This window comes from Segatella salivae DSM 15606, from assembly GCF_000185845.1.
In the GTDB taxonomy this organism is placed as follows: domain Bacteria; phylum Bacteroidota; class Bacteroidia; order Bacteroidales; family Bacteroidaceae; genus Prevotella; species Prevotella salivae.
In genome coordinates, this window is sequence record NZ_GL629647.1 from 1,494,790 (window position 1) to 1,520,248 (window position 25,459).

Below are 25,459 nucleotides of genomic sequence, written 5' to 3' on the forward strand. Positions count from 1 at the left end.
AAAATATAGTAACTTTGCATGCGTAGAATTCAGGCATTCTGGATTCGTTTTTCAAAGAGATAACAATAAACATTCAATTCAATAACAATGATTAATTCACAGGAAATCAAAATTGGTACATGCATCCGAATGGACGGAGGCATTTGGAAGTGCATCGACTTTCAGCACCGTAAGCCCGGGAAAGGCAACACTGTAATGAACACAAAGCTGAAAAACGTTGCCGATGGACGCGTACTTGAGCGCACATTCCAAGTCGGTTTTAAGCTTGATGACGTTCGAGTTGAGCACCGTCCTTACCAGTATTTGTATGAAGATCCGACTGGATACATCTTCATGAATCAAGAGACTTTCGAGCAGATTCCAATCAATAAAGACCAAATTACGGGTGTAGAGTTCATGAAAGAAAGCGACATTGTTGACGTTGTTACAGACACAACAGACGGCACTATCCTTTCTGCTGAGATGCCAGTAAAGACTACTTTGAAGGTTACTCATAGCGAACCAGGCATCAAAGGCAATACAGCTACAAACGCAACTAAGCCTGCTACTCTGGAAACGGGAGTTGAAATCCGCGTTCCTCTCTTTATAAACGAAGGAGAAACTATCCAGGTTGACACCCGCGATGGTAGCTATTTAGGTCGTATTTCAGAATAAAAGATATTATGACTACACAAGTCTATCTGCGTGAAATCCGCGGGTAGGCTTTTTCATTTCTATTAAATTATTACTACTATGAAATACTCTATCATCGTTCCTGTATTCAATCGACCCGACGAAGTGGCTGAACTCTTGGAGAGTCTCACCATGCAAACGTTTCATGATTTCGAAGTAATCATCGTCGAAGATGGTTCAAAAGTCACATGCGAAGCTGTGTGCAGACAATACAAAGAGCGTCTTGATATTAAGTATTTCATGAAAGATAACAGCGGACCGGGGCAGAGTCGGAACTACGGAGCGGCTCATTCTACGGGCGAATATCTATTGATTCTCGATAGTGATGTGGTGCTTCCTACGCGCTATCTCGCTGCAATTGAAGACGAGTTAAGGCGCGAACCTGCGGATGCTTTCGGTGGTCCTGACTGCGCACACGAGTCTTTTACCGACAAACAAAAAGCCATTTCGTATGCCATGACAAGCTTTTTCACGACAGGAGGTATACGTGGTGGCAAGAAGAAATTAGACAAGTTTTATCCTCGTTCGTTTAATATGGGCATCCGACGCGATGTATATGAGACACTCGGGGGCTTCAGTAAGATGCGCTTCGGAGAGGATATCGACTTCAGTATCCGTATCTTTAAGGCAGGCTATTCATGCAGATTATTTCCTAAAGCATGGGTATGGCACAAACGAAGAACTGACTTTCGCAAGTTCTGGAGACAGGTATATAACAGCGGAATCGCACGTATCAACCTCTATAAGAAGTATCCTGACAGCCTAAAACTTGTCCACTTGCTTCCTATGGTGTTTACTTTGGGCTGTGCATTCCTTGCCTTTCTATTCCTCTTAGGCATCATCTTATTCTTTGTTTTACCGGCAGGCATGCCACAAGCAACAGGTCTTGGGCTTTCGATTCTTGCTCTCCAACCGCTCATTCTCTATAGTTTCTTAATCTTTGCTGACGCTACTTCCAAGAACAATAGTGCGAAAATAGGAATATTAAGTATAGCCGCTGCCTTCATACAACTTACAGGTTACGGTTGCGGTTTCCTCGAAGCATGGTGGAAACGCTGTGTTTTAGGCAAAGATATCTTTAGTGCTTACGAGAAGAACTTCTATAAATAAGCGCCTCAACCTGTCTTTCTTAGGAGGGAACCAACTACAAAAGGTTCTACCTATCACACTATATCACCTTTTAAAAAGGTGAGAAAACCTAAATAAAATAACCATGGAAACAGAATTAAACAACACCTATAAGAGTATTGTTAATTGGGCAAAAGAAGACCGACCACGTGAAAAGCTTGAGCGACTTGGCCCATCTGCTTTGAGCAATGCCGAGCTTTTAGGAATCCTTATCGGTAGCGGCACACAAAAAGAGAGTGCTGTTGACCTGATGAAACGCATCTTGATAGATTGCAATAACAATCTAAACACCCTCGGAAAACTAAGCATTCGTGAGTTAGAACAATATAAAGGAGTAGGACCAGCAAAGGCTATTTCTATCCTCGCAGCATGCGAATTAGGGAAGCGAAGAGCCATGGAAAAGGCACAAGAACGTACATCTATCGACTCCTCTAAAGCCATTTATGAGTATCTTCACCCACGAATGCAGGACTTAGATGTAGAAGAAGCCTGGATAATGCTACTCAATCAGCATTATAAACTCATTAAGGCCATGGCCATTAGTCATGGAGGAATCACCGAAACAGCAGTCGATGTGCGCGTTATTCTCAAAGAAGCCTTACTCTGTAATGCCACTGTTCTCGTCTTAGCCCATAACCATCCGAGCAATCATATACAGCCAAGCAAGTCCGATGATCAATTAACTCAGCGCGTAAAGAAAGCCTGCGAAGCCGTCAGAATCTATTTTCTTGATCATGTTATCGTTACAGATGGCACCTATTATTCATATCATGACAGTGGAAGACTATAAACTATTCTATACTCCAAAAACAAAGGAATATTTCTTTTCGAGTTTGTTATTGCTTGATAAAACGAACGATATCTTCCAGCACCTCAGGAGAAATAGTTTCTTCTATCATGCGATATTCCGACACATTTCCTGTCGTACAATGCTGGAAAAGATGATTAAGAGCCGGATATTCCTTAACAAAATTCTTCGGATTTTCAGTCAGATGACCCTTAATCCCAATAAGGTTAAGCGATGAAATCACCTGAACATCACGCTCACCATTTATGGCCATGACAGGACAAAGCGTTTTAGTTATATCGCCGGAAGGGTCATAATCCATGAAGAAATTCAGCCAAGGAGACTTCTTCATATAGGCATTCACACGGTATTGCAAGGTAGATAATCGCATCGGTTGCCCCGAGAGTTCCAGCAATCTGTTGGCCTGTGCCGTGAGTGCAGTATCACCTCGCACTCCAATTCCAGCCATACTGATGACAAAGTCAACCTTTCCTTTCGCACCAAGCATGAAGGCTATCGAGCCACCTTCACTATGTCCGAGCACACCTACTTTGCTAAAGCACTTTAATGTGCGTAGAAATTCAATGCCACTTGCAGCATCCCGCGCGAAATCAGCTGTCGTTGCATGCTTCACATCGCCCCCTGTTGACTTGCCAAAACCACGATCATCGTAGCGCAAAGAGGCCACACCATGCCGTGCTAAATAATCGGCTATCACGAGAAATGGCTTATGTCCGAAGACTTCCTCATCGCGGTTTTCTTGTCCACTGCCTGTAACCATCAACACAACGGGTGTTTTTCCCTTCTTATAATCTGTTGGATACGACAGTGTTCCAGCAAGCGTTGCCTTATCAGTAGCATTTGTAAACGTCACTTTTTCTGTCTTATAAGGGAATGGTTCCACTGGATTTTGCGGACGCTTCAACGTTTCTTCGCCACGCTTCAACGTCAATGGAAACGTCGCCCCCTGCGTAAACGTTCCGACAATCTCGTCACCTTTCAACCTGCCTTGATAGCTAAGGCCTAACTGTTCAAGGCTGATATTGATAGAATCTGCCGAGCAATAATCGCTCTTTACAGGTACATTCATGGCTCCTTGGTCTGGACTGTCGAGCGAACACACCGCATTTCCCGAAGCCTCATGAGCCACATGCAACACGAGAGTCAATGTCTGCGGCCCGACATTCAGCTTGCCTGTCCACACACCATCCATGGCATGCTGGGCTGAAACACCGAAAAACGAGCATAAAAAACAAAGCATGAGAAGCGTCTTCTTCATCATATTAAAGTTTAATTACAAATAAATACCGCTGAAACCACCCTATCAACACGATAAAGTTCTATACAAACAGAGCACTCTAAAAGTTCAACTTTAGCCGTCAGAACTTTGATTCGCCCTCCACATATTCACCCAAAAACAGATGTTCTCCATCGAAAACAGCATACGTAAACTGCCAAATCCAATCACCAAGAATCAGCATCCGTGTCGTTTTATCAATGGGAAGGTCGAGCTCTATGTGCCGATGTCCAAAGAGAAAGAAGTCGATATTGGGATGAGAATGTTTGTATTCACGAGCAAATCTCACAAGATATTCCTTGTCTTCTCCCATGAAAGGAGCTTCTTTTCCGTCTGCTCTCTTCAAACGACTATGCTTAGCCCAGTTCAAACCTAAAGCCATTCCCCAACGTGGATGAACAAAGTTTAGAAGACGTTGGCACGTACGATTGTGGAACACTTTGCGCAGAAACTTAAACTTGTTATCAGGATCTCCCAGCCCATCTCCATGGGCTAAATAGAACACTTTGCCGTAAATCTCAGTCGTAACAGGGGCTTTATGCACCATAACGCCACACTCTTCTTCCAGATAACCGTATGTCCACAGGTCGTGATTTCCTGTAAAAAAGTGTACCTCTACCCCACTATCAGTGAGTTCACTGAGCTTTCCGAGGAAACGAGTGAAGCCTTTTGGCACAACATAACGATACTCATCCCAAAAGTCAAACATATCTCCGAGCAGGTAAATTGCCGAAGCTTTGTCCTTGATACTATCGAGAAAACGCACCAACCGACGCTCTTGCGTACGGCCATGTGCTATCGCCAATGAGCCCAAATGGGCGTCACTCAAGAAATAAATGTTCTTTCCCATTTAGTCAAATCCTAATTCTACGCGCGCCTCTTCAGTCATCATGCTCTGATCCCAGGCTGGTTCGAACACTAAATTCACGTTTGCTGAGGTCACGCCTTCAACGCTATCAACCTTTGTTCTGACGTCTTCCAAGATGAAATCTGCCGCCGGACAATTCGGTGCTGTGAATGTCATGTCGAGGTCAACACTGCCGTCTTCCTTTACATCTATCTTGTAAATCATGCCCAAATCCCATATATTCACAGGTATTTCTGGGTCATAAACGGTTTTCAATACATCGACTATACGCTCTTCTATCTGTGTTTTTTCTTCTTGTGTCATATCATTTTGTTTATATTGCAAAGATAGTAAATAAAATGAAACAAAAGGAGTTAGCGCATAGAAAAATACAGAAAACGAATAAACCAGCTTGAAACTGGCCGCTCTGATGAATAAGATAACAAGACAAAACGGCGTTATTCGCCAACCCTTGGCCTCCTACTCTCGCCATAATAAAACAAAAAAGGGAAAGCCTTTTCGCTTTCCTCTCCTCTAAAAGTGTCGGGATTAGGCGACTCGAACGCCCGACCCCTACGTCCCGAACGTAGTGCGCTACCAACTGCGCTAAATCCCGTAACCTTGCAATTTGCACGTGCAAAGTTACACAAAAATCTGCAACTATGATATTTTTTGATTGAAAAATTTGTGTGTTTACAGAAAAAAAACTACCTTTGCAGACGCAAATCAAGAAGTAAAGGTGCCATAGCTCAGTTGGTAGAGCAAAGGACTGAAAATCCTTGTGTCCCCGGTTCGATTCCTGGTGGTACCACTTCCTCCTTTCATTAAGCCGTTTGTACTCAGCTGAGACAAGCGGCTTTCTCTTTTCCTTTGCCTCAACAAATAAGACGCTTTCGATGTAAACATATCGCACTTCACCGAAAAACTTGCGATCAACAGCACAAATTCGCTTTACATCCATCCTCCACTTGGAAGCAAAAGCAAAGGACCTGACCCAGCAACTATGTGAAGATTATTATCCAAAATTTAACACTTCATTCCATGCCCATTTAGAAAAGGTAAAGGAGAAAAACAGCCTTTATGGTGTTAAATCCACCCAACTTACAGGTAAATTATGTATAGGTGTATCGCAACTTCTATCAAATCAGCTCACCATTTGCATCAAATGGCCGAGTCAAACATATCAAATTGCACTCTGAAATGGGGCAAAATGTAAGCTGATTTGCGCCTTTTCGTAATATATCCAGGGCTTAACCTCACCACCTTCCGGCTGATTTTTCATAACCCTTTCATTCTCAACAGGTTAGAAAATGGCGAAAAACACGGCGTATTTCAACCGAAAACCTATCTCGTTTCAAATCTACGAGTTTTGCGCATGAGATTGTAAAAAGAAATCAAATGCCTCCCTCCTTTCAACAGAAAAGAGGGAGGCATAAAATAGATTCATATAGCATACAGGTCAAAGACCATGCAACAATCTTAGGTTACAAGCCTTCATCACACATGATGACCAACACGCTATAAAGTCATTTAGAGCAATTCGGGCAATTCAAAGAGTTTAATTCCATTGCTACCCTTTATCAATATGTAGTAGTTTTCAGGGCAATGCGCGGCGATTTCGGCTTTCACCTCATCGACATTCTTAAACTTTCGGAAGGCCGTTTGTGTCTTTCCAAACTCCTCTCCGACAAGCCACACCTCCTTAAATCCATCTTCTGCAAGCTTATCTACAAGCTTTTGATGTTCCAAAGCCGATACTTCTCCAAGCTCACGCATATCTCCCAAGATAGCCATTTTATGCTCCACATTCATCAATTTGAAGTTTTCGACTGCGGCAGCCATGCTTGATGGGTTTGCATTATAGGCGTCAACAATGAGTTTATTCTTTGCCGTTACCTCCAATTGACTGCGGTTATTGGCTGGAATATAGTGCGAAAGAGCGTGGTTTATCTGTTCAGGCGTAACACCGAAATGCAGTCCTATCGTGATAGCTGCAAGCATATTGTCGATGTTATAGGCACCAATCAGGTGGGTTTGAACGTCATAAGTACGCACCTTTGATTCCGTTGTGGCCATATTTCTCCATGTAAACCTCAGGAAAGGAGCACAATCTAAGACCTCGCCTTGCACGTTTGCATCGTCACTTTGCCCATAGGTCATGATGCGATTCATTTCACGCTGGCGTGCCATCTCTACGAGATCAGCATTACTTTCGTTGAGAAACAGCAGTCCATCATGGGCTTTCAAGTAGTCATAAAGTTCGCCTTTGGTTCGCTTTACGCCTTCAAAGCTACCGAAACCCAACAGGTGTGCCCGACCAACATTCGTAATCATACCGCATGTTGGCTCTACATACGTGACGAGTTTCTCTATATCTCCCGGATGACTTGCACCCATTTCGACCACTGCTATCTCATGCGTTGCATCAAGACGCAACAGTGTTTTAGGAACGCCTACATCGTTATTGAAGTTTCCTTCGGTGTGCATCACGCGATAACGCTCGGCTAAAACAGCAGAAACAAGCTCTTTGGTAGTTGTCTTTCCGTTAGTACCTGTAATGCCAATCACTGGGATTTGAAAGCTGCGACGATGCTCACGAGCAATCTCTTTGAATGTTTTGAGGCAATCGTCTACAAGAATCAGTCGGTCATTATCGGCCTCAGCATAAGCTGGTTCGTCTATAATGGCATAGGCACAACCCTTTTCCAATGCTGCTTTTGCAAACTTATTGCCATCGAAAGAAGCACCTTTCAACGCTAAAAAAATACTGTCTTTGGGGCAGTTTCGACTATCCGTAGTGATACAAGGATGCTGCAGATAGAGGTCATAGAGTTCTTTTATATCCATAGAATCAATGATGTTACACTGCAAAGTTACGCTTTTTTTGAATATGAACCATCGGAGTCGCCAAATAATTGACAATATATTTAAGTATCATGACATCGCTATGAGGCAGCCTTTCAATGGTAATGGCATAACAAAAGCAATAAAAAAGCATTGTGCATGCAGCCTTTTCATCGAATGCTTTTCTATATAATGTTAATGAATTGCGGTTAGACCATGATTTAATTTGGATTATAACATGAAATATAATAACTTTGCACAATATGAAACCAATAAGCTATACCCTCAACATTAGAGGCAAATTGATAGATCTCGCCACGCCAAAAGTGATGGGAATCCTCAACTGCACACCCGATAGTTTCTATGTGGGCAGTCGCAAACAAACCGAACATGACATTGCCGAACGCGCCAATCAGATTATTCAAGAAGGTGGAACGATGATTGATGTTGGTGCATTTTCTACGCGCCCGGGAGCCAAAGAGGTGAGTGAAGAGGAAGAGATGGCACGACTGAAAGCTGCATTGCAGGTTGTGAGACGTGAGCAACCAGACGCTGTTGTGTCTGTAGATACCTACCGACCCAACGTAGCTCGTCACTGCATTGAAGACTGGGGAGCTGATATTATCAATGATGTGAGTGAGGGAGGAGTTACGGGTATCGTCAACACGCCTATCCATGAAGCCGAAAATATGTTTGACATCATCGGACAGTTAAAAGTTCCCTATATCCTGATGTCTGTCAAATCAAACCTTCATGACATGATGATTTCGTTTGCAGATGAGGTGCAACAACTGCGCAATCGCGGTGTAAAAGACATCATACTTGACCCAGGTTTCGGCTTCGGAAAGACGCTTCAACAGAACTATGAGATATATAATGACATGGAAAGATTAGGCACTTTACAACTTCCTTTGCTTGTAGGTATCTCGCGAAAGACAATGATTTATAAACTCGTTGGGGGTGATCCGACAACCGCCTTGAATGGAACGACTGTGCTCAACACGGCAGCTTTGCTTAAAGGTGCAGGCATTCTGCGCGTTCATGACGTGCAAGAAGCCGTAGAATCAGTAAAGATTGTGTCGGCAATTCAGTCGCCTTCAAAGATTCAACTGCCATAGTTAATGCGTAGAAAAGTAGGCAAAGAAGAGAAAAAATCAGTCATTCAGTCTCAAATGTAGAATCAAATTATACAGTAAACACTATACATTAAATATATAAACAATGCCTTTTAGCTTCGGAATAAAAGATGTAATCGATATCTTTTTGGTTGCATTGATTCTCTATTATCTATATCGTTTGATGAAAGAAAGCCGCTCATTGAACATCTTTATCGGTGTGATGGTGTTCGTGTTGGTATGGCTTTTCGTGAGTCAAGTACTCGAAATGCGCCTCCTTGGGTCTATACTTGATAAGTTAGTTGGCGTGGGTGCCATCGCCTTGATAGTGCTTTTCCAAGAAGAAATCCGTCGTTTCCTCTACTCACTCGGTGCACATCAGCGCATTAAACAACTCAGCCGGTTCTTTGGACAGCGTCGGGATGGGAAGAGTCGCGAGGCAACTCGTCAGATGATTATGCCGATTGTAATGGCTTGTATGAATATGGCTAAGGGCAAAGTTGGGGCATTAATTGTCATCGAACGAAGCGCTCCACTTGATGATATCGTTGAAACGGGCGATACTATTGACGCCAATATAAACCAAAGACTCATTGAAAACATCTTCTTTAAGAACTCTCCTTTGCACGACGGGGCTATGATAATATCTCGCAAACGCATTAAAGCTGCAGGCTGTATCCTACCCGTTAGTCACAACTTTGATATCCCAAAAGAACTTGGTTTGCGTCATCGTGCGGCAATGGGAATAAGCCAAGACAGCGACGCTATAGCCATTGTAGTAAGTGAAGAGACTGGACGCATCAGCGTAGCCATAAAGGGTCAGTTCAAACTTAGACTTTCGGCAGAAGAACTTGAAAGTATATTGACGAACGAACTTGAGTGATTTTTTAGGCTTTTTTAGCCTATACAGCCACACTATTTCATTTATTTTTGCTATTTTTGCAAAGTAGAAGTGACAATTATCACTATCGAAATAACTCTAAATATTTATCGAAAATATAGCAAACTATGGATTTATTACAGCAAATTGTGGCGCGCGCTAAGGCAGAAAAGCAGCGCATTGTGCTCCCCGAAGCAGAGGAAGAGCGCACTCTGAAGGCTGCCGATAGAGTGTTAGCTGACGGAATCGCTGAGCTGATTTTAATTGGAAACCCTGCCCATATCAAGGAGTTGGCAACACAATGGGAATTGAAAAACATCGACAAAGCAACCATTCTTGACCCCCAGAACAATCCAAAGAGCGAGGAATATGCCGAGAAACTGGCCGAACTTCGCAAGAAAAAAGGTATGACATTAGACCAAGCTCGCGAGCTGGTTACTAAGAATAATCTCTACTTAGGCTGTATGATTATCAAGACAGAAGGTGCAGATGGCCAGATCAGTGGAGCCTTAAGTACGACCGGAGACACGCTACGTCCGGCGTTACAGATTATTAAATGTGCGCCAGGTATTAGCTGTGTGAGCGGTGGTTTGCTATTAATCACGAAACAAAAGCAATATGGCGAGGATGGTGTTGTAGTCATTGGAGACGTTGCTGTGACGCCCGTTCCCGATGCAAGTCAGTTAGCTCAGATTGCAGTTTGTACCGCAGAGACAGCTAAAAGCGTTGCCGGCTTCACACAACCACGCGTGGCAATGTTGAGCTTTTCGACTAAAGGCAGCGCCTCACATGAGGTAGTTGACAAGGTGGTTGAAGCTACAAAGCTCGCTCATGAGCTTGATCCTAACTTATTGATTGACGGAGAACTTCAGGCCGATGCAGCGCTTGTACCTGATGTTGCCGCAAAGAAAGCACCAGAAAGCGACATCGCTGGTCATGCCAACGTACTCATTGTTCCTAATCTTGAGGTAGGAAACATCGGCTATAAGCTTGTTCAACGTCTCGGAGATGCAATCGCAATAGGTCCTATTCTCCAAGGAATTGCACGCCCAGTTAATGACCTTAGTCGTGGATGTTCAATCGAAGACATCTATTATATGGTTGCTATCACGGCATGTCAAGCCCAAGAAGCAAAGGCAAACGAAAAGTAAAGTGACAGACAACTGAAAAGTTTCGCACGGAGAATCCTTATTGATAAACGAGCAATGACCCATGAATCGTTGTATCGTTTATCAATGAAAATTCAAAAATGTTAAATCTATTACATGATTATCTGAAACAAACCATTGAATCAATGCGTGCTGTTTTGGTTATTAAAACATTCAACCTTCATCGCAAACCTACAGTCTACATTCAACCAACTACCCTTGTTTTACCCCACATTCAAAATTAATTATTCAACATATTCATTATGAAGATCTTAGTATTAAACTCCGGAAGCAGTTCGATTAAGTACAAACTCTACGACATGGACAATGAGTCTGTGTTGGCACAAGGCGGAGTTGAGCGCATCGGTTTAGACAAAGCGTTCATCAAAGTGAAGTTACCTAATGGTGAGAAGAAGCAGATTATGGCCGACCTTCCCACACATAAGGAAGGCGTAAGCTTAGTATTTAACTGCCTACTTGACCCCGAATTCGGAGCAATTAAGAGCCTCGATGACATCGAAGCCGTAGGACATCGCATCGTGCAGGGAGGTGACAAATACGACAAGAGCGTTATTCTCACGAAGCAAGTAGAGAAAGATATCGAAGAGCTTTGCGACCTTGCACCCGTTCATAACGCTGGACACTTGAAAGGAATCCGTGCAGTTAATGAGCTTATGCCTAACACTCCACAGGTTTGTGTCTTTGATAATGCGTTCCATAGCACCATGCCTGACTACGCATATCTATACGCTATACCTTATGATCTCTATGAAAACTACCATGTGCGTCGCTATGGATTTCATGGTACAAGCCATCGATATGTCTCGCATCGCGTATGTGAAATGCTCGGACTTGACTTCAATAAGGCAAAGATTATCACTTGCCACATCGGCAATGGAGCCAGTGTTGCTGCCATCACTAACGGCAAAGTAGTCGATACTTCAATGGGACTTACCCCCCTCGAAGGCCTGATGATGGGAACTCGTTGCGGTGATATTGACCCATCAGCTGTTACCTATCTCATGGACAAATTGGGCAAAAAGCCACAAGAAATGTGTGACTATCTCAATAAAAAGAGTGGTGTTATCGGCATAACGGGTATCTCAAGTGACATGCGCGACATTGAAAACGCAGCGAAAGAAGGCAATAAACGTGCGCAGTTAGCACTGAAAATGTATGACTATCGCATTAAGAAATACATCGGCGCTTATGCCGCTGCATTAGGCGGAGTCGATGTAGTGGTGTTCACAGCTGGCGTTGGTGAGAACCAAACGGGCACCAGAGCACAAGCTTGTAAAGGCTTAGAGTTCATGGGAATCAAGATTGATGAGGCTAAGAATGCTACCATTCATGGAGAAGAAGCCATTATCTCTACACCTGATAGTAAGGTGAAAGTGGTTGTCGTTCCTACGGATGAAGAAATCGTTATCGCACGAGACACAAAAGAACTGATTAAGAAATAAAGGCTCGTTTGACGTGTCTGATGACACGATATGATAGAGGAACAATATCAAAAGCAAAGACATTCGCTCGGAATGTCAGTCATTTCATGCTCTTGTATAGCACGAAACATGTGTGTTTCTGCCTTATCCGGCATGACAATCTTTTGATATTGTTCCCTTTTTTTGTTCCAAAACATCCTATTTGTTGACCTAAAATATTTTGTAAAAGCCAATTAATACATGAATAAAAAGATAGTAACCTTCGGAGAAATCCTATTTCGTTTGTCGAAAGAAAACCATTATCGACTGACACAAGGCCACGTCTTCAATGGCGATTACGGTGGTTCCGAGGCCAATGTTGCCGTATCTTTGGCCGTCATGAACGACGAAGTGGAATATGTTACGCGTGTTCCTGACAACGCAATAGGCCGTGCTGCCCTCATGCACCTACGCGAGTTTGGCCTTGATGTCAGCCACGTTGTTTACGGAGGTGACCGACTTGGCAGTTATTTCTTTGAGCCTGCAGCCGCTATGCGCAATTCAATGGTCGTCTATGATCGGGCAAACAGCTCGTTCTTTACACTCAAACATGGAGATATCGACTGGCAACCCATCTTCCAAAATGCCATGCTTTTCCACTGCTCGGGCATCACTTGTGCCATGAGTAAAGATGCACTTGACACCACGTTTGATGCCTTAGAGACGGCTAAAAGCATGGGCGTTGAGATTACATGTGACATCAACTATCGAGCCAATCTATGGCATTATGAGGGGGCAAATGCGGCAAAAACCATCCATAAACTCATGGAATACAGCAGCTTTATCTTTGGTGATCAGAACGAATGGGAAGTCGGAAGTGGTCTCAAACACATTCCTTTTGAAGCACAAGATGCTGACTATGAGATTGACGAAGCTGCCTATCTCGACTACTTTCACCAATTAAAACGTCAGTTTCCAAACTGCAAACGCATGCTGATTGCACTGAGAAACCAACTTGCTTCGACGCATCACATCCTCACAGGTGTACTCTTTTCGGAAGGAAAACTCTACAAAACACGCCTCTATGACATTCAACCTGTCGTCGACCCTATGGGATGTGGTGATGCGTTTGTGGCTGCTTTCATCCATGCCCGACTGAAATGGCCTGATGACGACCAGCATTGTCTCGACTTTGCCCTATCAGCTTCGGCATTAAAGAACACGATAATCGGTGACCAAAACCTTGTGAGTGAGGCGGAAATCATAGCAAACATGCAAGGTAAAGGTGGGAGAATAGAACGCTGATTGAATGAGAGTGAGGGGTAATTGGAGGGAAATAAAGCCTCTCCCCCAGCCCCTCTCCGAAGAGAGAGGGGAGTAGTTAGTCGTGGAAATAGAAGGGGTTGTTTGAAGGTTAATTAGAGGTGGCGCCATTGCTGATAATAAAAAGCAAAATGAATTGATGCAAATAGTCGTGTAATTAGCCTTGTTTTATACGATGAAATGACGCAAATTGTGCCGCGAAATGACGCAGATGGTTGCATAAAATGACGCATTTTGTATGATGAATAATATTCTTCAACGCCATAGGTGTTGTGCTTTTTCGGTGCAATCCGCCATTTGTTAATTTGTGTGTAAATATCAATCATTTTATGGAATAAACGTTTCAACGCCGTAGGTATTACGCTTTCTAAGCGTAATCCGCCATGAATCTCCTCGTTATAACCATGCTTTCACAGAAAAAGCTCAACACCTATGGCGTTGAATCTCCTTGCGAACGTTTACCCGGGGTAGGCTCGTTCCTCGCCAACTCCGGGCTATCAAAAGAACAACACCTACGGCGTTGCACCATGAGGGCATTTTTATTGCAAAATACTTCATTGGAATACCGGCGCAATACATACGGCGTTACATGGTTATAACATTCGCAATGGCGAATACATCCATCGAAATATTAGCGTAACACCTATAGCGTTGTATGGTTGTAACATCCCCATTGGCGGATACATCTATTAAAATATTGACACCATATCCATAACGTTACATGGTTGTAACATCCCCATTGGCGAATACATCCATTGAAATATTGACACCATATCCATAACATTGCATGGTTATAACATCCCCATTGACGGATACATCTATTAAAATATTGACATCATATCCATAACGTTGCATGGTTATAACATCCCTATTGGCGGATACATTCAATGGAATATTGGTGTAACACCTACGGCGTTGCGTGCTTGCTACATCCGTAATATCCTACATATCCATGACCGTTTCGACCATGGCACTAATATCTTTGGGGTTCATTTCACCCGTTATCTGTGCGAATTTACAGCCTTTCTCGCCCGTCATCAATACACCTATCTCCGTGATGAGCTTCTCGTCACCCTTTGCAAGCACAAGAATGTCGTTGTCGGCATCCTTGAGTTTAGCAAACTCTTGATAGCCTTTTGTGAGCAAGTTATTAACATCTTTGCGGAAAGAATTACGCTTATGACGACCACAATTGTCGAGCATCAGAACGCGAACCCCTTTTACTTGCTGTGCGAGTTCAATGGCATCGGCACTCTTTAACTTTGTTAATGCTGCTTTAAGTAGGAATTGTGGCACACGGAGATACTGCACATGCTTATCTTTACTATATTGACTGATGAGTTCGTCTGTATTGTTTTGAGCGAACATTACACTACAAGTGAAGGCTACCAAGGCCAACATTAACCATCTTTTCATTTCTTTTTAATTTAAAATACGACATAAGCACGCAAGCGATCAATGGCTTCTGGCGTAAAGCTTTTCAGCAGTTTGAGGTCATTAATGCTTCGTAATGGTCCTCGAAGTCGCCGATAATCCATGATGTCGCGAGCCCGATAAAAGCCTATGTAAGGATGATGTTGCAGGTCGGAAAACGTCATTCGGTTTACATTTAGCTTTGTAATATGAACGCAATCTGCCTTGAAATATTTTATAGCTTCGGTCGGAAAACCATTTATTTCCTGTAATTGATTGACGTCATTGAAGCCTCCAAGCCGGCCACGATAATACACAATGCGCTGCGCATAATAGTGTCCGATACCGGGAACACGCTGCAATAGGGTTGTGTCGGCCGTATTAAGATCTATGGTTTCGCCCAATTTTAACTTCTGTATTGTGTGAGGATAAAGGCTATCTACTGTTGTTTTGCGTCGTTGTGCCTCAGGTAACAGAGCGGCAGGTTGGTAATCTTGTCCTATGCGTATATAGGGTTTAAGTTGCCGATAGCGTTGTTGCGTCAGTCCATAAAGGCGTGCAAAGTCTGAAGGTTGACGATAAACTCCTCCTCGAGCGCGGTATTTGTAGATGGCTCTTACCTGCCATGGCTGCAAGCCAAGACGCAAAAGAGCCGTACTATCGGCCGTGTTTGGATCGAAAGGAAATAGTTCATGCGGGTGCGTTTCTACATCATAATAAGATGAAGACTGGTTTTTTGAAAAATGTTTCTGCGGGAATTGCTGAGTTTGTGTATAGCCTTCGCTCAATGTTTCGTCGTTATTGTCGAACAGAAAACAAACTAAAAGGGCCGCAACAGCTATGCCAAGCAACACTAAAATCGTATTGCGGTCAGACTTATTATAATACAAAAAGTCGTGAATGTTCATGGAATCAGTAAACGTTAAAGGTGTATTAAGGTGATGATGATATGGTAACCAAGGCCCCAACCAGCCGCTATGGCGTTGGGTTTAGCCAGGTTTCGTAGTGTTATCAGCAGGGAATGAGAACATATAAACAGGGATGCTATCAATTAGATAAGATGAAACTGGTGCAACATAATTGCCAGAATGCAAAGTGGACAAACAAAGCGCATGGTGAAGAGAAACAGCTTATAGAAGCTGAAACGCAGTGTTCCCCAGTTTGAAAGTTCGTCTTTCACAATCTGTTTAGGTATAACCCAGCCCACAAAAAGACACATTAACAGGCCACAAATAGGTAGCATCAGCTGGCCAGTAACAAAGTCGAAGAGATCGAAGAGGTCCATTCCAAAGAGTGACATGCTTGATTTTTGCCCGATAGATATTGAACATATTGCACCAATCAGACAGCAAGCAATCGTCACTATCCATGCACCAGCTTTGCGAGTGATGTGGAGTTCTTCATAAAAGAAGACCGTGTTGACCTCATGAAGGGATATTAATGAGGTCAAAGCTGCCAGAGATAACAATGCATAGAACAGCAAAGCAACACCCCATCCGATGACAGGAATGCTTAAAAATGCCTGATTAAACACATTGGGAAGGGTGATAAAGATGAGCGAAGGGCCACTATCGGGACTTATTCCGACTGAAAAGGCAGCAGGAAATATCATTAATCCCGCCAAGATGGCTACGAGAAGATCGATTAATCCAATTTGAATCGCCGAGGTTTTGATATTGGTTTGTCGGCTGAAATAACTTGCATAGGTGCACAAACAGCCCATGCCGATGCTCAAAGAATAAAAACATTGGCCCAAGGCACCAAGGAAAACATCACGCGTTACCTTTGAAAAGTCGGGCTTAAACAAGAAGTCTATGCCCTTAGTTGCACCTGGAAGCAGACACGCTGCAACGACAATGACGAGCAAAAGGATAAAAAGTGTGGGCATCATCAGCTTAGAAGCCTTCTCAATTCCATTGCGAACGCCATGTACAATGATAAAATGTGTGATGCCAAAGATAACGATAGTCCAAAAGACGGGACGTATAGGATCGTTTGAAAATGCCGTGAAATATGAGGTGATATAGGCTGGATCGCCTTTTAATTCGCCCATGATAGAGGCGTAAATATAGTTGAGACACCAGCCCGATACAACGGCATAGTAACCCGTTATGAGGAAACCCGTGAGCACTTCTAAGTAGCCTATCCACCTCCAATTGCTTCCTTTTGCGAGACGAGTATAGGCTCTTGCTGTGTTAGAAGCACCGTGTCTACCTATCAAGAACTCACCAATCATGCAAGGAATACCTAAGATAAAGACGCAAGCTACATATATAAGTATGAAGGCAGCACCGCCATTTTCTCCCGTCATATAGGGGAAACGCCAAATATTTCCAAGGCCAACGGCTGAACCAGCTGTGGCAAGTATAACACCAATCTTACTTCCGAAGTTTACTCTTTCTTCTGCCATTACATCTCATTTTGATGATATTTTGAAAGCAAAACTATAAAAAATATTTCAAAATCAGTATTATTTTAAAAGGTAATTTACAATTATCGTGTTGATATACTGCGTTTAACCCGCTTATTATTATAATTTCTTTATATTACGAAGTGTAGGATGTTAAGGATTGAGTGCAAGTGAAGCATGATATTTCTTAGGCAGTTTCTGAACAATATTTGTATACGATTGGCGGATGAGTTGCTTGATTAAGCCGTCGTCAAGGCGTTCGACGAAGAGGTCGCTCCAATGTTCTTTATTCATATGATAGGCCGGGCGGATGGCATCATAGCGTTCTCTCAGTTCACGAGCCACATCGGGTTGCATGTTGACGGCTATGTTCGGCTCGTCTGTTTCGAGCCGGATGAGCACGAACCATTTGCCATGTATGCGGATGGAAAGCGCGGTTTCGGTAAACAAATCCTCGGTAACTTCGGGGTGAAGTGACAGTGCGAATGTGCGTATTTCTTCGATGTTCATAGGTTTATCGATATTCTTCAGGTAGCGTGTTGCGCCATAATTTGAAAGGAAACCGCAGCATATGGGAGTTGTAGAAACGTTTGTCGCCTGTTACTTCCATACCGATGAAATCGGGTTTTTCATAAGGTTCAGCCTCATTTTGCAGCTCCACTTCAGCCATAACGAGTCCTTCGTTGTCGCCATGAAACTCATCTATTTCGAAAGTATGACTGCCACTTTTGACTAAATAGCGGTGTTTATCGATGACACCACCCTTGCAAAGCGTCATGAGATGCTCGGCTTCGTCAGGTGATATCTCTTTTTCGAACTCATAACGAGATAGACCATGATTCGTAGAACGACCCTTGATGGTCAGAAAAGCATGGTCATCGCGCTGACGAATACGTACAGTTGCCCCGTCAGCGGGAATGTAACCTTGCTTTATATGCGTACAGTTGAAAGCCTGATCTCTATATGCCCAGCCTTTCTTTACAAGGAATTTGCGTTCTATTTCCAATCCACTGCTCATTGCATGGCAACCATAAAGACGAGATATAAGACTGCAAGGACAATCAAACCAACAAAGATATAGTTCACGACATTCTTGCCTTTAGCTTCCTGTTTCTTTTCATAGGCTTCATGCTTAGCCTTTCTTAACGCTTTGTTACTGCTCATAGTTTAGGGTTTTTAGATTATTTATAATGTTTATTTACTTGTGATTATTCTTCCTTTTCGGCATCGGTGGCGGCAAATTCCATTAGATATGCTTTGATAAAACCATCGAGTTTACCATCCATAACGGCATCAACATCGGAGGTTTGAAACCCTGTTCGATGGTCCTTTACACGGCGATCATCAAATACATAGCTTCGAATCTGACTACCCCATTCAATCTTTTTCTTGCCCGCTTCTATCTTAGCTTGCTCTGCTTGCTTTTTCTTTAAAGCACGATCATAAAGTTGTGACTTCAAAAGGAGCATCGCTTTAGCTCGGTTTTTAGGCTGATCTCGGGTCTCAGTATTCTCGATTAAGATCTCTTCTTGCTCTCCAGTATCTGGGTCTTCATACTGATATCGCAAGCGAACTCCTGACTCAACCTTGTTCACATTCTGTCCTCCTGCACCGCTAGATCTAAAGGTATCCCAGCTAACTTTAGCCGGATCAACGTACACTTCGATAGTATCATCGACCAAAGGAGTAACAAACACGCTCGCAAAACTCGTCATTCTTTTCCCTTGAGCATTGTAAGGTGACACCCTAACTAAACGGTGAACACCATTCTCACTCTTTAGATATCCATAGGCATAATCACCTCCTTCAATCGTCATAGTGACGCTCTTTATGCCGGCTTCATCACCATCTTGTATGTCGGTTACCTTCACATTGTATCCATGAGACTCACTCCATCGCTGATACATACGCATTAACATCTGTGCCCAATCTTGGCTTTCAGTACCTCCTGCGCCGGAGTTTATCTTCAGAACAGCATCCATTGCATCTTCCTCTTGACGCAACATATTCTTTAATTCCAAATCTTCTACGGCCTTAACTGCCTTTGCATAGTCAGTATCAACTTCCTCTTCAGTTACCATATTGTCTTTATAGAAGTCGAAAGCCAATTGGAGTTCATCTGCCAACTCACGGCAAGCGTTATAGCCTTTGAGCCATTTCTCAATGCCTTTTACCTTTTTCATCTGTGCTTCTGCACGTTTAGGATCGTCCCAAAAGTCAGGAGCTTGCGTGCGCAACTGCTCCTCTTCAAACTCTATTTTCTTTTGGTCTATGCCCAAATATCGATGAAGTGCATCGGTACGCTCAATGATATCTTTTAGTTGTTCGGCTGTAATCATATTATTCTTCGTACATTTTGTCAATACAATCTCTGTAGTTTTTATAGATTACAGAACGTCTTAACTTCAACGTATTTGTTAGTTCTCCGCTCTCCATTGAGAAGTGGTGAGCCAACAAAGTGAATCTCTTTATCTGCTCATATGCTGCTAATTGTTGTTGCAAAGTCTCTATTCTTTCGCGCATCATTGCATGCACTTCTTCGTTGTTACAAAGGTCTTCACGACTTGAATAGACGATGTTGTGCTCCTTAGCCCATGCTTCTAACATAGGGAACTCGGGCACAATGAGAGCTGAAACGAATTTTCTTTGGTCAGCAATGATAGCCACCTGATCGATGAACTTATCCACTAAGAGCAATGATTCAACCATCTGTGGTGCCACATATTTACCATTTGAGGTCTTGAAAAGGTCTTTTATGCGTTCCTTTAAGAATAGTTCTCCATTCTGAAGATAGCCTGCATCGCCCGTGTGGAAAAAGCCGTCAGCATCAAACGCCTCTGCATTTATCTGGTCACGATGGTAATATCCTGGCGTGATTGTAGGGCCTTTGAGCAGTATTTCATCGTTTTCTCCTATCTTGATTTCAATGTTATCAATCGGTCGTCCGACTGAACCTATCGTGTAAGGTTCATCTTTGTGGTCGCAAGAAACCGTTGCTAAGCTTTCCGTTAAGCCATAGCCAACAATCATACAAATGCCAATCGAATGCACAAACTCTTCGACTTCCGGCGACACATAGGCTCCAGCTGTGGGGAAGATATTGGGATTTTCAAGTCCAATCTGTTTGCGAACAAGACTCAATATCGTTCTGTTTACAACCTGATATTCAAGTTCTACATTCATCGGAACACGCTTTCCACGACTCAAATACTCTACATTTCGCTTCCGTCCTACGGCTAATGCATGATTGAAAAGCTTGCGTTGAATAGCATTCGACTCATCCATCTTCGTCTTAACTGCTATGAACACCTTCTCCCAGAAACGCGGAACAGCGCTCATACACGTTGGATGTGTCTCGCGCATGCTTTGTTGTATCTCCTTAGGATAAGTGTTTATAATCAGTTGAGCGCCTTCCGTCAGCGCCAAATATGCCCAACCTCGTTCAAAGACATGCGTGAAAGGCAAGAAATTTATGACGCGATCTTTTTCACCAACGGGCACACATTTGTCGTTCGCATCCATCGCAGCACGATATTGTCCGTGCGTAAGCATCACGCCTTTACTTTCTCCTGTCGTGCCACTGGTATAGAGAATGTTACAAAGATCCGTATCGTTTGCCTGATGCCAAAGCCTTTCTACCTCACTCTGTCGAGGCAGTTGTTCACCTAAAGCAATGAAATCTTCGAAATAAAGTGCATTGGGGTCGTGTGTACTTATACGCACACTGGGATCAAATATGATGATGCGTTCAAGCGAGGGGCATAACGGAAACACACGATGGGCTTTGTCATATTGCTCTTGTTCGCCTACAAACAGGAAACGAACCTGGGCATCATTGACCATGTATTGAATCTGTTGTTCACTTGATGTGGCATAGAATGGAATAGAAACCAAGCGTATTCCATAAGCGCCGAAGTCCGTATAGAGATATTGAATGCAGTTCTGTGAGAAGACAGCAATGCTTTCTTGTGGCTTAGCTCCAAGGTTAAGAAGAGCATTACTGACTTGTTTTACACGCAGAGAGAACTGATTCCATGAGATGGAACGCCACTCTAAACTGCCAAATTTGCGGAAGGTGACCGCGTCACGGTCACCATATTTCTCGGCCTGCTTATGTATTAATACCGAAAGATGACATTTCGTTTGCATAGTTTTTTCTTTGTTGATACTTGCAAAGATAGTAGAATTGAGCGATACTGCAAAGGAAAACAAGGATTGATTTTGCCTGCAAACCCATTTTCAGGAAATTCGTTTTTAGGAGTCACCGATAGGATTTCCAACGCTATTTAACGAGGAATATACTGAAAAGGACCTTCATATCCATTCATGCGCAGCTCTCTTTCAAGGCGCTCTCGCTCTGCTGTTTTGTGCAAATCAATGCTGAATTTCACCACGTTTCCATTCGATGTATAAATTGAAAACCAAAAAGCGCCGAAAGAACGAGGTGGTATCGAGTATTCAACCTTTGTTATTTCATGAATCAAAATCGGTTTATACTTCGGAAAAGAATGCACAATCAACACGCCAGGTATAGTGCGAAATTCCCCATATTTCATGTTATGCAGCATGTGAGGTACTATCAAAGACAAGATTGATGCAATGCAAACCATGACCAAAATGGGAGTAATTATATTGTAACTAAACATTTCTTCTTTCGTTGTTTGATGTTAGTCGGTTTTGTTGTTGATTCATGTTTATGGGCATAGTTTATCGTTTTTATAAATTTACATAGGGACTTTTCATGATAGTTTTCATGCTTTCCCATTATAGAACTATTGCGAAAATAAGACATTTCGAGTGAATGTGCAAATCTTTCTCTATCTTTTTCATCGTTCAGTAATTGAATAAGGTGCTCAAAATAAGGCCAAAGCTTGTTATGAAAGTATGGTTATAACAAGAAGATTAATGACGGATTACGCTTAGAAAGCGTAACACCTACGGCGTTGTTCCCCACACAATATACATAAACCCAGGGTAGCCTACACTATCGTTTGGCAATCCTGGGTTATCAAAAGCTCAACACCTATGGTGTTGAAGAATATAATTCATCATACAATTTGCGTCATTTTATGCAATAAACCACGTCATTTTGGCTTGCAAACTGCGTCATTTCGCGACACAATTTGCGTCATTTTATCGCATAAAACAAGCCTAATTGAATTGCCTTTTACATCAATTCATTTTGCTTTTTATTATCAGCAATGGCGCCATCACTAATTACCCCCAAAATAACTTCCTACATTTCAAAGGCTAACTACTCCCCTCTCTCTTCGGAGAGGGGCTGGGGGTGAGGCTTTATTTACCTCATTTACCAATCCGAAAAATCACACTTAATCGAAGCGAATGACCGATTGTTCGGGCTCTTCACTATTCTTTTCGTCGTTCTTCACCAAGTGAGCACCCGATGCCATATTGCGAATTTCCTCTAACATCTGGCGTGTTCGTTTATAAGTTGGTGTGTTTTCAACCGCCAAGATGACGTCTTCGTTGTCAAGATCTTCAGGTCGGAACAAGAAGATATGAGGTCTACGCTTGTATTGATTGGTCTTACCGATGTTGCCATAATAGTGTCCTCGTCGTTCATCTCGCTCTGCTCTGCGTTCCTCTTCCTGTGCAATGCGGTCGGCTTCTTCTTGAGTATGTTTCTTAAGATGGCTGTTCATGCCGTCTACATCCTCTATACCGAAGCCCGTAGCAAGTATAGTTACCTTGACGCGTTTACCGAGTTCAGGGTCTAAAGCAAGTCCCCATTTGATCTCAAAGTCACTTCCAAACTTCGCCATGAAGTCGTTAACATCGTTCATTTCCTCCATCATGAGGCCCGAGTTATCGTTCTTTTCATTGCAGAAGTTAATGCTTAAGAGAATCTTTTTGGCATTAAAGATATCGTTATCATTGAGTAATGGTGAGTTCAAAGCATCGTCAATAGCTTTCTTTACACGTCCATCGCCCTCGCCATATCCCGTACTCATGATTGCCACTCCACCGTCTTTAAGTACGGTTTTGACATCATTGAAGTCGAGATTAATAAGTCCGTGATTCGTGATTATTTCCGCAATACTCTTTGCTGCAATGCTAAGCGTGTCGTCAGCCTTACCGAAAGCATCGAGAACGGTAAGGTCTGGATAGATTTCTCTGAGGCGTTCGTTGTTGATAACCAATAGTGCATCGACATGCTTTGACATCTCTTCAACACCATCTAAGGCTTGATCAATCTTGCGATCGCCCTCAAAACGGAAAGGAATTGTAACGATTCCGACCGTCAGAATGCCAAGTTCCTTAGACACACGAGCAATGACTGGTGCCGCTCCTGTACCTGTTCCACCACCCATTCCGGCAGTGATGAATGCCATCTTTGTGCCATCACTCAACGCATATTTAATGTCGTCGAGTGTTTCTTCGGCTGCTTGACGCGCCTTTTCTGGCTTATTTCCTGCGCCAAGTCCCTCTTTTCCAAGTTGTAAGTGCACGGGTACAGGCGAGTCGTTTAGCGCCTGATTGTCCGTATTACAGAGTACAAACGTGACGTCATGTATGCCTTCTCGATACATGTGGTTAACGGCGTTACCGCCTCCTCCGCCTACACCAATGACCTTGATGATGCTATCTGCCTTATCGGGTTCACCGAAATCTAAGATCGAAGTTTTATGATTATTGTCAGCCATATTGTCTATTTATGATGTCAGAATTATGTATTTATGCTGTTATTCGTCTTCAGAAATCATCTTACCAAAGAAGCTTTTCAACTCCTTGAATAGCTTATGAGACGTACTATTCTCTTTCTTCTCTTTGGCAAGTCGCTCTTCTTCCTGACGTTTTGCCTCGAGTTCAGCCTGCAATTCGGCTTCCTTACGACGGCGTTCTTCCTCTTCAGCCTTTTGCTTTTCAGCCTCTGTACGCACTACTCCACTACCAGTTGTCTCATTGAGTGTACGTGGTTTCTGGTGTAAATCCACTGTTGTTGTGGTGGTTTTAGCATCAGGTGTTGTTCCAAAGAGATCGCTCTTGATTTCTGGTCCGGCACAATTCATGTCACCTTTTGCCAGGATACCCAAGATGGTATTCATCATTCCATCGTGTGCATTGATGCTTTCGTTGGTAGAATTTATCGTTTGTGAGACGAACTTTGCAGTACGAATCTTGTCAATATGTGTATGATTTCGGAAAGCCGTTTCAATGTTTCTAAGGTTAGAACCACCACCGGTTAGGATGATACCTCCTAAGAGATTGTTGGCATATTCGGCTGGAACCTGGAACCAAACATTCTCTATAATCTCTTCAACACGAGCCTCAACGACCTCTATAAACTTACGACTTTCAATCTGACGCTCGGCATCTATGGAGAGCATTAGATTGTTATCGATGTCACTATTGTCTGTAAAAGCACTGGCATACTTTATCTTCATCTTCTCAGCATCAGCCTCTTCCATCTGCAAAGAGGCAATATCCTTGGTGATGTTATTGCCTCCAAGTGGGATAACGGCTAAGTGACGGAGAATGTTTTTGTAGTAAACGGAGACTGTAGTTGTCTCTGCTCCCAAGTCAACGAGCACACAACCAGCTCGCTTTTCGGCTTCGGTCAACACGCTATCGGCCAGAACCATTGGTGCAAGATACATCTCTGCTATGGCTATTCCTGCCTGGTCGAAACACTTATTAAGGTTACGATAGTAGGTACGCAACCAGAGAATGTTCAAGAAGTTGCCTTCAAGACGCGTGCATTGAATGCCTACTGGGTCAAGCTGATATTGCTGATCAACTTTATATTCCTGTGTAGCGGCTTCAAGAATCTCACGATCTGGGTAACTCATTGTACGGTTAGCATCCATTAATTGGTTAACCATCTCTTGAGAAACAATGGTATCTGAGGGAAGATCTTTAACGATAACATTACGTACACTGCGCATAGACTGCCCACCAACTCCTACATATACGTGGGCGATATCCGTCTTGAGCGCTGTCTTTAGCTTTGTAACAATATTGGTAAGACACTGTACCGTCTTGTCAATATTATACACAACACCCTTTCGGATGCATTGCGTTGAGTTCTCTCTGACCACAGCAAGCACGGTAATACTGCCGTCGAGGTTCTTCTTTCCAGCGATACCGGTGATCTTAGTTGACCCCAGTTCTATTGCAACGATAAATTCTGCCATGCGTAATTCTTTATCTAT

General features: G+C 43.0%; 23 protein-coding genes and 2 tRNA genes. 9 read left to right on the plus strand and 16 right to left on the minus strand.

Annotation, left to right across the window (positions count from 1 at the left end; all coding sequences use genetic code 11):
• Positions 1-87: 87 nt before the first annotated feature.
• The 3 genes from efp (at position 88) to radC (ending at position 2,590) form a co-directional block, all read left to right on the plus strand.
• Positions 88-654 (plus strand): elongation factor P, encoded by a 567-nt coding sequence (gene efp, locus HMPREF9420_RS06220; RefSeq protein ID WP_007134653.1) that lies wholly within the window; start codon positions 88-90, stop codon positions 652-654.
• A gap of 78 nt (positions 655-732) precedes the next feature.
• On the plus strand, positions 733-1,782 hold the full coding sequence (locus HMPREF9420_RS06225) for a glycosyltransferase family 2 protein (RefSeq protein ID WP_007134654.1): 1,050 nt from the start codon (positions 733-735) through the stop codon (positions 1,780-1,782).
• Positions 1,783-1,885: 103 nt separating this feature from the next.
• Entirely contained in the window at positions 1,886-2,590 is a 705-nt protein-coding gene (gene radC, locus HMPREF9420_RS06230) for a RadC family protein (protein WP_007134655.1), read from the plus strand.
• 46 nt (positions 2,591-2,636) lie between these two features.
• Here radC and HMPREF9420_RS06235 read toward each other — a convergent pair whose 3' ends face one another.
• From HMPREF9420_RS06235 to HMPREF9420_RS06250, 4 genes are all read right to left on the minus strand, one after another.
• Positions 2,637-3,869: an alpha/beta hydrolase gene (locus tag HMPREF9420_RS06235; RefSeq protein ID WP_007134656.1), complete on the minus strand. Its 1,233-nt coding sequence runs from the start codon at positions 3,867-3,869 to the stop codon at positions 2,637-2,639.
• Positions 3,870-3,966: 97 nt separating this feature from the next.
• Complete coding sequence (locus tag HMPREF9420_RS06240; protein WP_007134657.1) at positions 3,967-4,734, minus strand: UDP-2,3-diacylglucosamine diphosphatase; 768 nt, start codon at positions 4,732-4,734, stop codon at positions 3,967-3,969.
• Positions 4,735-5,055 carry a metal-sulfur cluster assembly factor gene (locus HMPREF9420_RS06245; RefSeq protein WP_044078804.1) on the minus strand — a complete coding sequence of 107 codons (321 nt, stop codon included), beginning with the start codon at positions 5,053-5,055 and terminating at the stop codon, positions 4,735-4,737. It abuts the gene before it with no gap.
• Positions 5,056-5,274: 219 nt separating this feature from the next.
• Positions 5,275-5,347: transfer RNA gene (locus tag HMPREF9420_RS06250), tRNA-Pro, on the minus strand.
• Positions 5,348-5,469: 122 nt separating this feature from the next.
• Here HMPREF9420_RS06250 and HMPREF9420_RS06255 point away from each other — a divergent pair.
• Positions 5,470-5,542: transfer RNA gene (locus HMPREF9420_RS06255), tRNA-Phe, on the plus strand.
• Positions 5,543-6,261: 719 nt separating this feature from the next.
• Here the strand turns inward: HMPREF9420_RS06255 and HMPREF9420_RS06265 are convergent.
• Positions 6,262-7,578, minus strand: a complete 1,317-nt coding sequence (locus tag HMPREF9420_RS06265) for a UDP-N-acetylmuramoyl-tripeptide--D-alanyl-D-alanine ligase (RefSeq protein WP_044078805.1) — start codon at positions 7,576-7,578, stop codon at positions 6,262-6,264.
• Between the two features lie 260 nt (positions 7,579-7,838).
• Here HMPREF9420_RS06265 and folP point away from each other — a divergent pair, with 260 nt between their 5' ends.
• From folP to HMPREF9420_RS06290, 5 genes are all read left to right on the plus strand, one after another.
• Positions 7,839-8,693, plus strand: coding sequence for a dihydropteroate synthase (folP, locus tag HMPREF9420_RS06270; protein WP_007134662.1), 855 nt, complete (start codon positions 7,839-7,841; stop codon positions 8,691-8,693).
• 103 nt (positions 8,694-8,796) lie between these two features.
• Entirely contained in the window at positions 8,797-9,573 is a 777-nt protein-coding gene (gene cdaA, locus HMPREF9420_RS06275) for a diadenylate cyclase CdaA (RefSeq protein ID WP_007134663.1), read from the plus strand.
• 125 nt (positions 9,574-9,698) lie between these two features.
• Positions 9,699-10,721 carry a phosphate acetyltransferase gene (gene pta / locus HMPREF9420_RS06280; RefSeq protein WP_007134664.1) on the plus strand — a complete coding sequence of 341 codons (1,023 nt, stop codon included), beginning with the start codon at positions 9,699-9,701 and terminating at the stop codon, positions 10,719-10,721.
• Between the two features lie 260 nt (positions 10,722-10,981).
• Positions 10,982-12,181 carry an acetate kinase gene (locus HMPREF9420_RS06285; protein WP_007134666.1) on the plus strand — a complete coding sequence of 400 codons (1,200 nt, stop codon included), beginning with the start codon at positions 10,982-10,984 and terminating at the stop codon, positions 12,179-12,181.
• 219 nt (positions 12,182-12,400) lie between these two features.
• A complete protein-coding gene (locus tag HMPREF9420_RS06290) occupies positions 12,401-13,444 on the plus strand; it encodes a sugar kinase (RefSeq protein WP_007134668.1) in 1,044 nt (347 codons plus the stop codon).
• A gap of 448 nt (positions 13,445-13,892) precedes the next feature.
• Here the strand turns inward: HMPREF9420_RS06290 and HMPREF9420_RS13155 are convergent, their stop codons facing one another.
• The 11 genes from HMPREF9420_RS13155 to ftsA all read right to left on the minus strand — a co-directional run bounded on the left by HMPREF9420_RS13155 (position 13,893) and on the right by ftsA (position 25,441).
• The gene (locus HMPREF9420_RS13155; protein WP_248628080.1) at positions 13,893-14,036 is read right to left on the minus strand and encodes a hypothetical protein; all 144 of its coding nucleotides are present in this window, start codon (positions 14,034-14,036) and stop codon (positions 13,893-13,895) included.
• A gap of 368 nt (positions 14,037-14,404) precedes the next feature.
• Complete coding sequence (locus tag HMPREF9420_RS06295) at positions 14,405-14,878, minus strand: DUF4252 domain-containing protein (RefSeq protein ID WP_007134670.1); 474 nt, start codon at positions 14,876-14,878, stop codon at positions 14,405-14,407.
• An 11-nt stretch (positions 14,879-14,889) separates the two neighbouring features.
• Positions 14,890-15,783 carry a helix-hairpin-helix domain-containing protein gene (locus HMPREF9420_RS06300; protein ID WP_007134671.1) on the minus strand — a complete coding sequence of 298 codons (894 nt, stop codon included), beginning with the start codon at positions 15,781-15,783 and terminating at the stop codon, positions 14,890-14,892.
• A gap of 143 nt (positions 15,784-15,926) precedes the next feature.
• Positions 15,927-17,285 carry a sodium-dependent transporter gene (locus HMPREF9420_RS06305; RefSeq protein WP_007134672.1) on the minus strand — a complete coding sequence of 453 codons (1,359 nt, stop codon included), beginning with the start codon at positions 17,283-17,285 and terminating at the stop codon, positions 15,927-15,929.
• Positions 17,286-17,438: 153 nt separating this feature from the next.
• The gene (locus HMPREF9420_RS06310; RefSeq protein ID WP_007134673.1) at positions 17,439-17,795 is read right to left on the minus strand and encodes an MmcQ/YjbR family DNA-binding protein; all 357 of its coding nucleotides are present in this window, start codon (positions 17,793-17,795) and stop codon (positions 17,439-17,441) included.
• Positions 17,796-17,799: 4 nt separating this feature from the next.
• A complete protein-coding gene (locus HMPREF9420_RS06315) occupies positions 17,800-18,303 on the minus strand; it encodes a CYTH domain-containing protein (protein WP_007134674.1) in 504 nt (167 codons plus the stop codon).
• Positions 18,300-18,449, minus strand: coding sequence for a hypothetical protein (locus HMPREF9420_RS14190; RefSeq protein ID WP_007134675.1), 150 nt, complete (start codon positions 18,447-18,449; stop codon positions 18,300-18,302). The genes HMPREF9420_RS06315 and HMPREF9420_RS14190 overlap by 4 nt, the downstream gene beginning before the upstream one ends.
• Positions 18,450-18,493: 44 nt before the next feature.
• Entirely contained in the window at positions 18,494-19,624 is a 1,131-nt protein-coding gene (prfB, locus tag HMPREF9420_RS06325; protein WP_007134676.1) for a peptide chain release factor 2, read from the minus strand.
• Between the two features lies 1 nt (position 19,625).
• Positions 19,626-21,434, minus strand: coding sequence for an AMP-dependent synthetase/ligase (locus HMPREF9420_RS06330; protein ID WP_007134677.1), 1,809 nt, complete (start codon positions 21,432-21,434; stop codon positions 19,626-19,628).
• Between the two features lie 1,181 nt (positions 21,435-22,615).
• Positions 22,616-23,950 carry a cell division protein FtsZ gene (gene ftsZ, locus HMPREF9420_RS06340; protein ID WP_007134680.1) on the minus strand — a complete coding sequence of 445 codons (1,335 nt, stop codon included), beginning with the start codon at positions 23,948-23,950 and terminating at the stop codon, positions 22,616-22,618.
• 39 nt (positions 23,951-23,989) lie between these two features.
• Positions 23,990-25,441: a cell division protein FtsA gene (gene ftsA / locus HMPREF9420_RS06345; RefSeq protein ID WP_007134681.1), complete on the minus strand. Its 1,452-nt coding sequence runs from the start codon at positions 25,439-25,441 to the stop codon at positions 23,990-23,992.
• Positions 25,442-25,459 lie beyond the last annotated feature (18 nt).

Excerpts from the sequence above, each read along its gene's own strand:
- efp (WP_007134653.1), top strand. The coding sequence starts at position 88 with ATGATTAATTCACAGGAAATCAAAATTGGTACATGCATCCGAATGGAC.
- HMPREF9420_RS06225 (WP_007134654.1), top strand. The coding sequence starts at position 733 with ATGAAATACTCTATCATCGTTCCTGTATTCAATCGACCCGACGAAGTG.
- radC (WP_007134655.1), top strand. The coding sequence starts at position 1,886 with ATGGAAACAGAATTAAACAACACCTATAAGAGTATTGTTAATTGGGCA.
- HMPREF9420_RS06235 (WP_007134656.1), bottom strand. The coding sequence starts at position 3,869 with ATGATGAAGAAGACGCTTCTCATGCTTTGTTTTTTATGCTCGTTTTTC.
- HMPREF9420_RS06240 (WP_007134657.1), bottom strand. The coding sequence starts at position 4,734 with ATGGGAAAGAACATTTATTTCTTGAGTGACGCCCATTTGGGCTCATTG.
- HMPREF9420_RS06245 (WP_044078804.1), bottom strand. The coding sequence starts at position 5,055 with ATGACACAAGAAGAAAAAACACAGATAGAAGAGCGTATAGTCGATGTA.
- HMPREF9420_RS06265 (WP_044078805.1), bottom strand. The coding sequence starts at position 7,578 with ATGGATATAAAAGAACTCTATGACCTCTATCTGCAGCATCCTTGTATC.
- folP (WP_007134662.1), top strand. The coding sequence starts at position 7,839 with ATGAAACCAATAAGCTATACCCTCAACATTAGAGGCAAATTGATAGAT.
- cdaA (WP_007134663.1), top strand. The coding sequence starts at position 8,797 with ATGCCTTTTAGCTTCGGAATAAAAGATGTAATCGATATCTTTTTGGTT.
- pta (WP_007134664.1), top strand. The coding sequence starts at position 9,699 with ATGGATTTATTACAGCAAATTGTGGCGCGCGCTAAGGCAGAAAAGCAG.
- HMPREF9420_RS06285 (WP_007134666.1), top strand. The coding sequence starts at position 10,982 with ATGAAGATCTTAGTATTAAACTCCGGAAGCAGTTCGATTAAGTACAAA.
- HMPREF9420_RS06290 (WP_007134668.1), top strand. The coding sequence starts at position 12,401 with ATGAATAAAAAGATAGTAACCTTCGGAGAAATCCTATTTCGTTTGTCG.
- HMPREF9420_RS06295 (WP_007134670.1), bottom strand. The coding sequence starts at position 14,878 with ATGAAAAGATGGTTAATGTTGGCCTTGGTAGCCTTCACTTGTAGTGTA.
- HMPREF9420_RS06300 (WP_007134671.1), bottom strand. The coding sequence starts at position 15,783 with ATGAACATTCACGACTTTTTGTATTATAATAAGTCTGACCGCAATACG.
- HMPREF9420_RS06305 (WP_007134672.1), bottom strand. The coding sequence starts at position 17,285 with ATGGCAGAAGAAAGAGTAAACTTCGGAAGTAAGATTGGTGTTATACTT.
- HMPREF9420_RS06310 (WP_007134673.1), bottom strand. The coding sequence starts at position 17,795 with ATGAACATCGAAGAAATACGCACATTCGCACTGTCACTTCACCCCGAA.
- HMPREF9420_RS06315 (WP_007134674.1), bottom strand. The coding sequence starts at position 18,303 with ATGAGCAGTGGATTGGAAATAGAACGCAAATTCCTTGTAAAGAAAGGC.
- HMPREF9420_RS14190 (WP_007134675.1), bottom strand. The coding sequence starts at position 18,449 with ATGAGCAGTAACAAAGCGTTAAGAAAGGCTAAGCATGAAGCCTATGAA.
- prfB (WP_007134676.1), bottom strand. The coding sequence starts at position 19,624 with ATGATTACAGCCGAACAACTAAAAGATATCATTGAGCGTACCGATGCA.
- HMPREF9420_RS06330 (WP_007134677.1), bottom strand. The coding sequence starts at position 21,434 with ATGCAAACGAAATGTCATCTTTCGGTATTAATACATAAGCAGGCCGAG.
- ftsZ (WP_007134680.1), bottom strand. The coding sequence starts at position 23,950 with ATGGCTGACAATAATCATAAAACTTCGATCTTAGATTTCGGTGAACCC.
- ftsA (WP_007134681.1), bottom strand. The coding sequence starts at position 25,441 with ATGGCAGAATTTATCGTTGCAATAGAACTGGGGTCAACTAAGATCACC.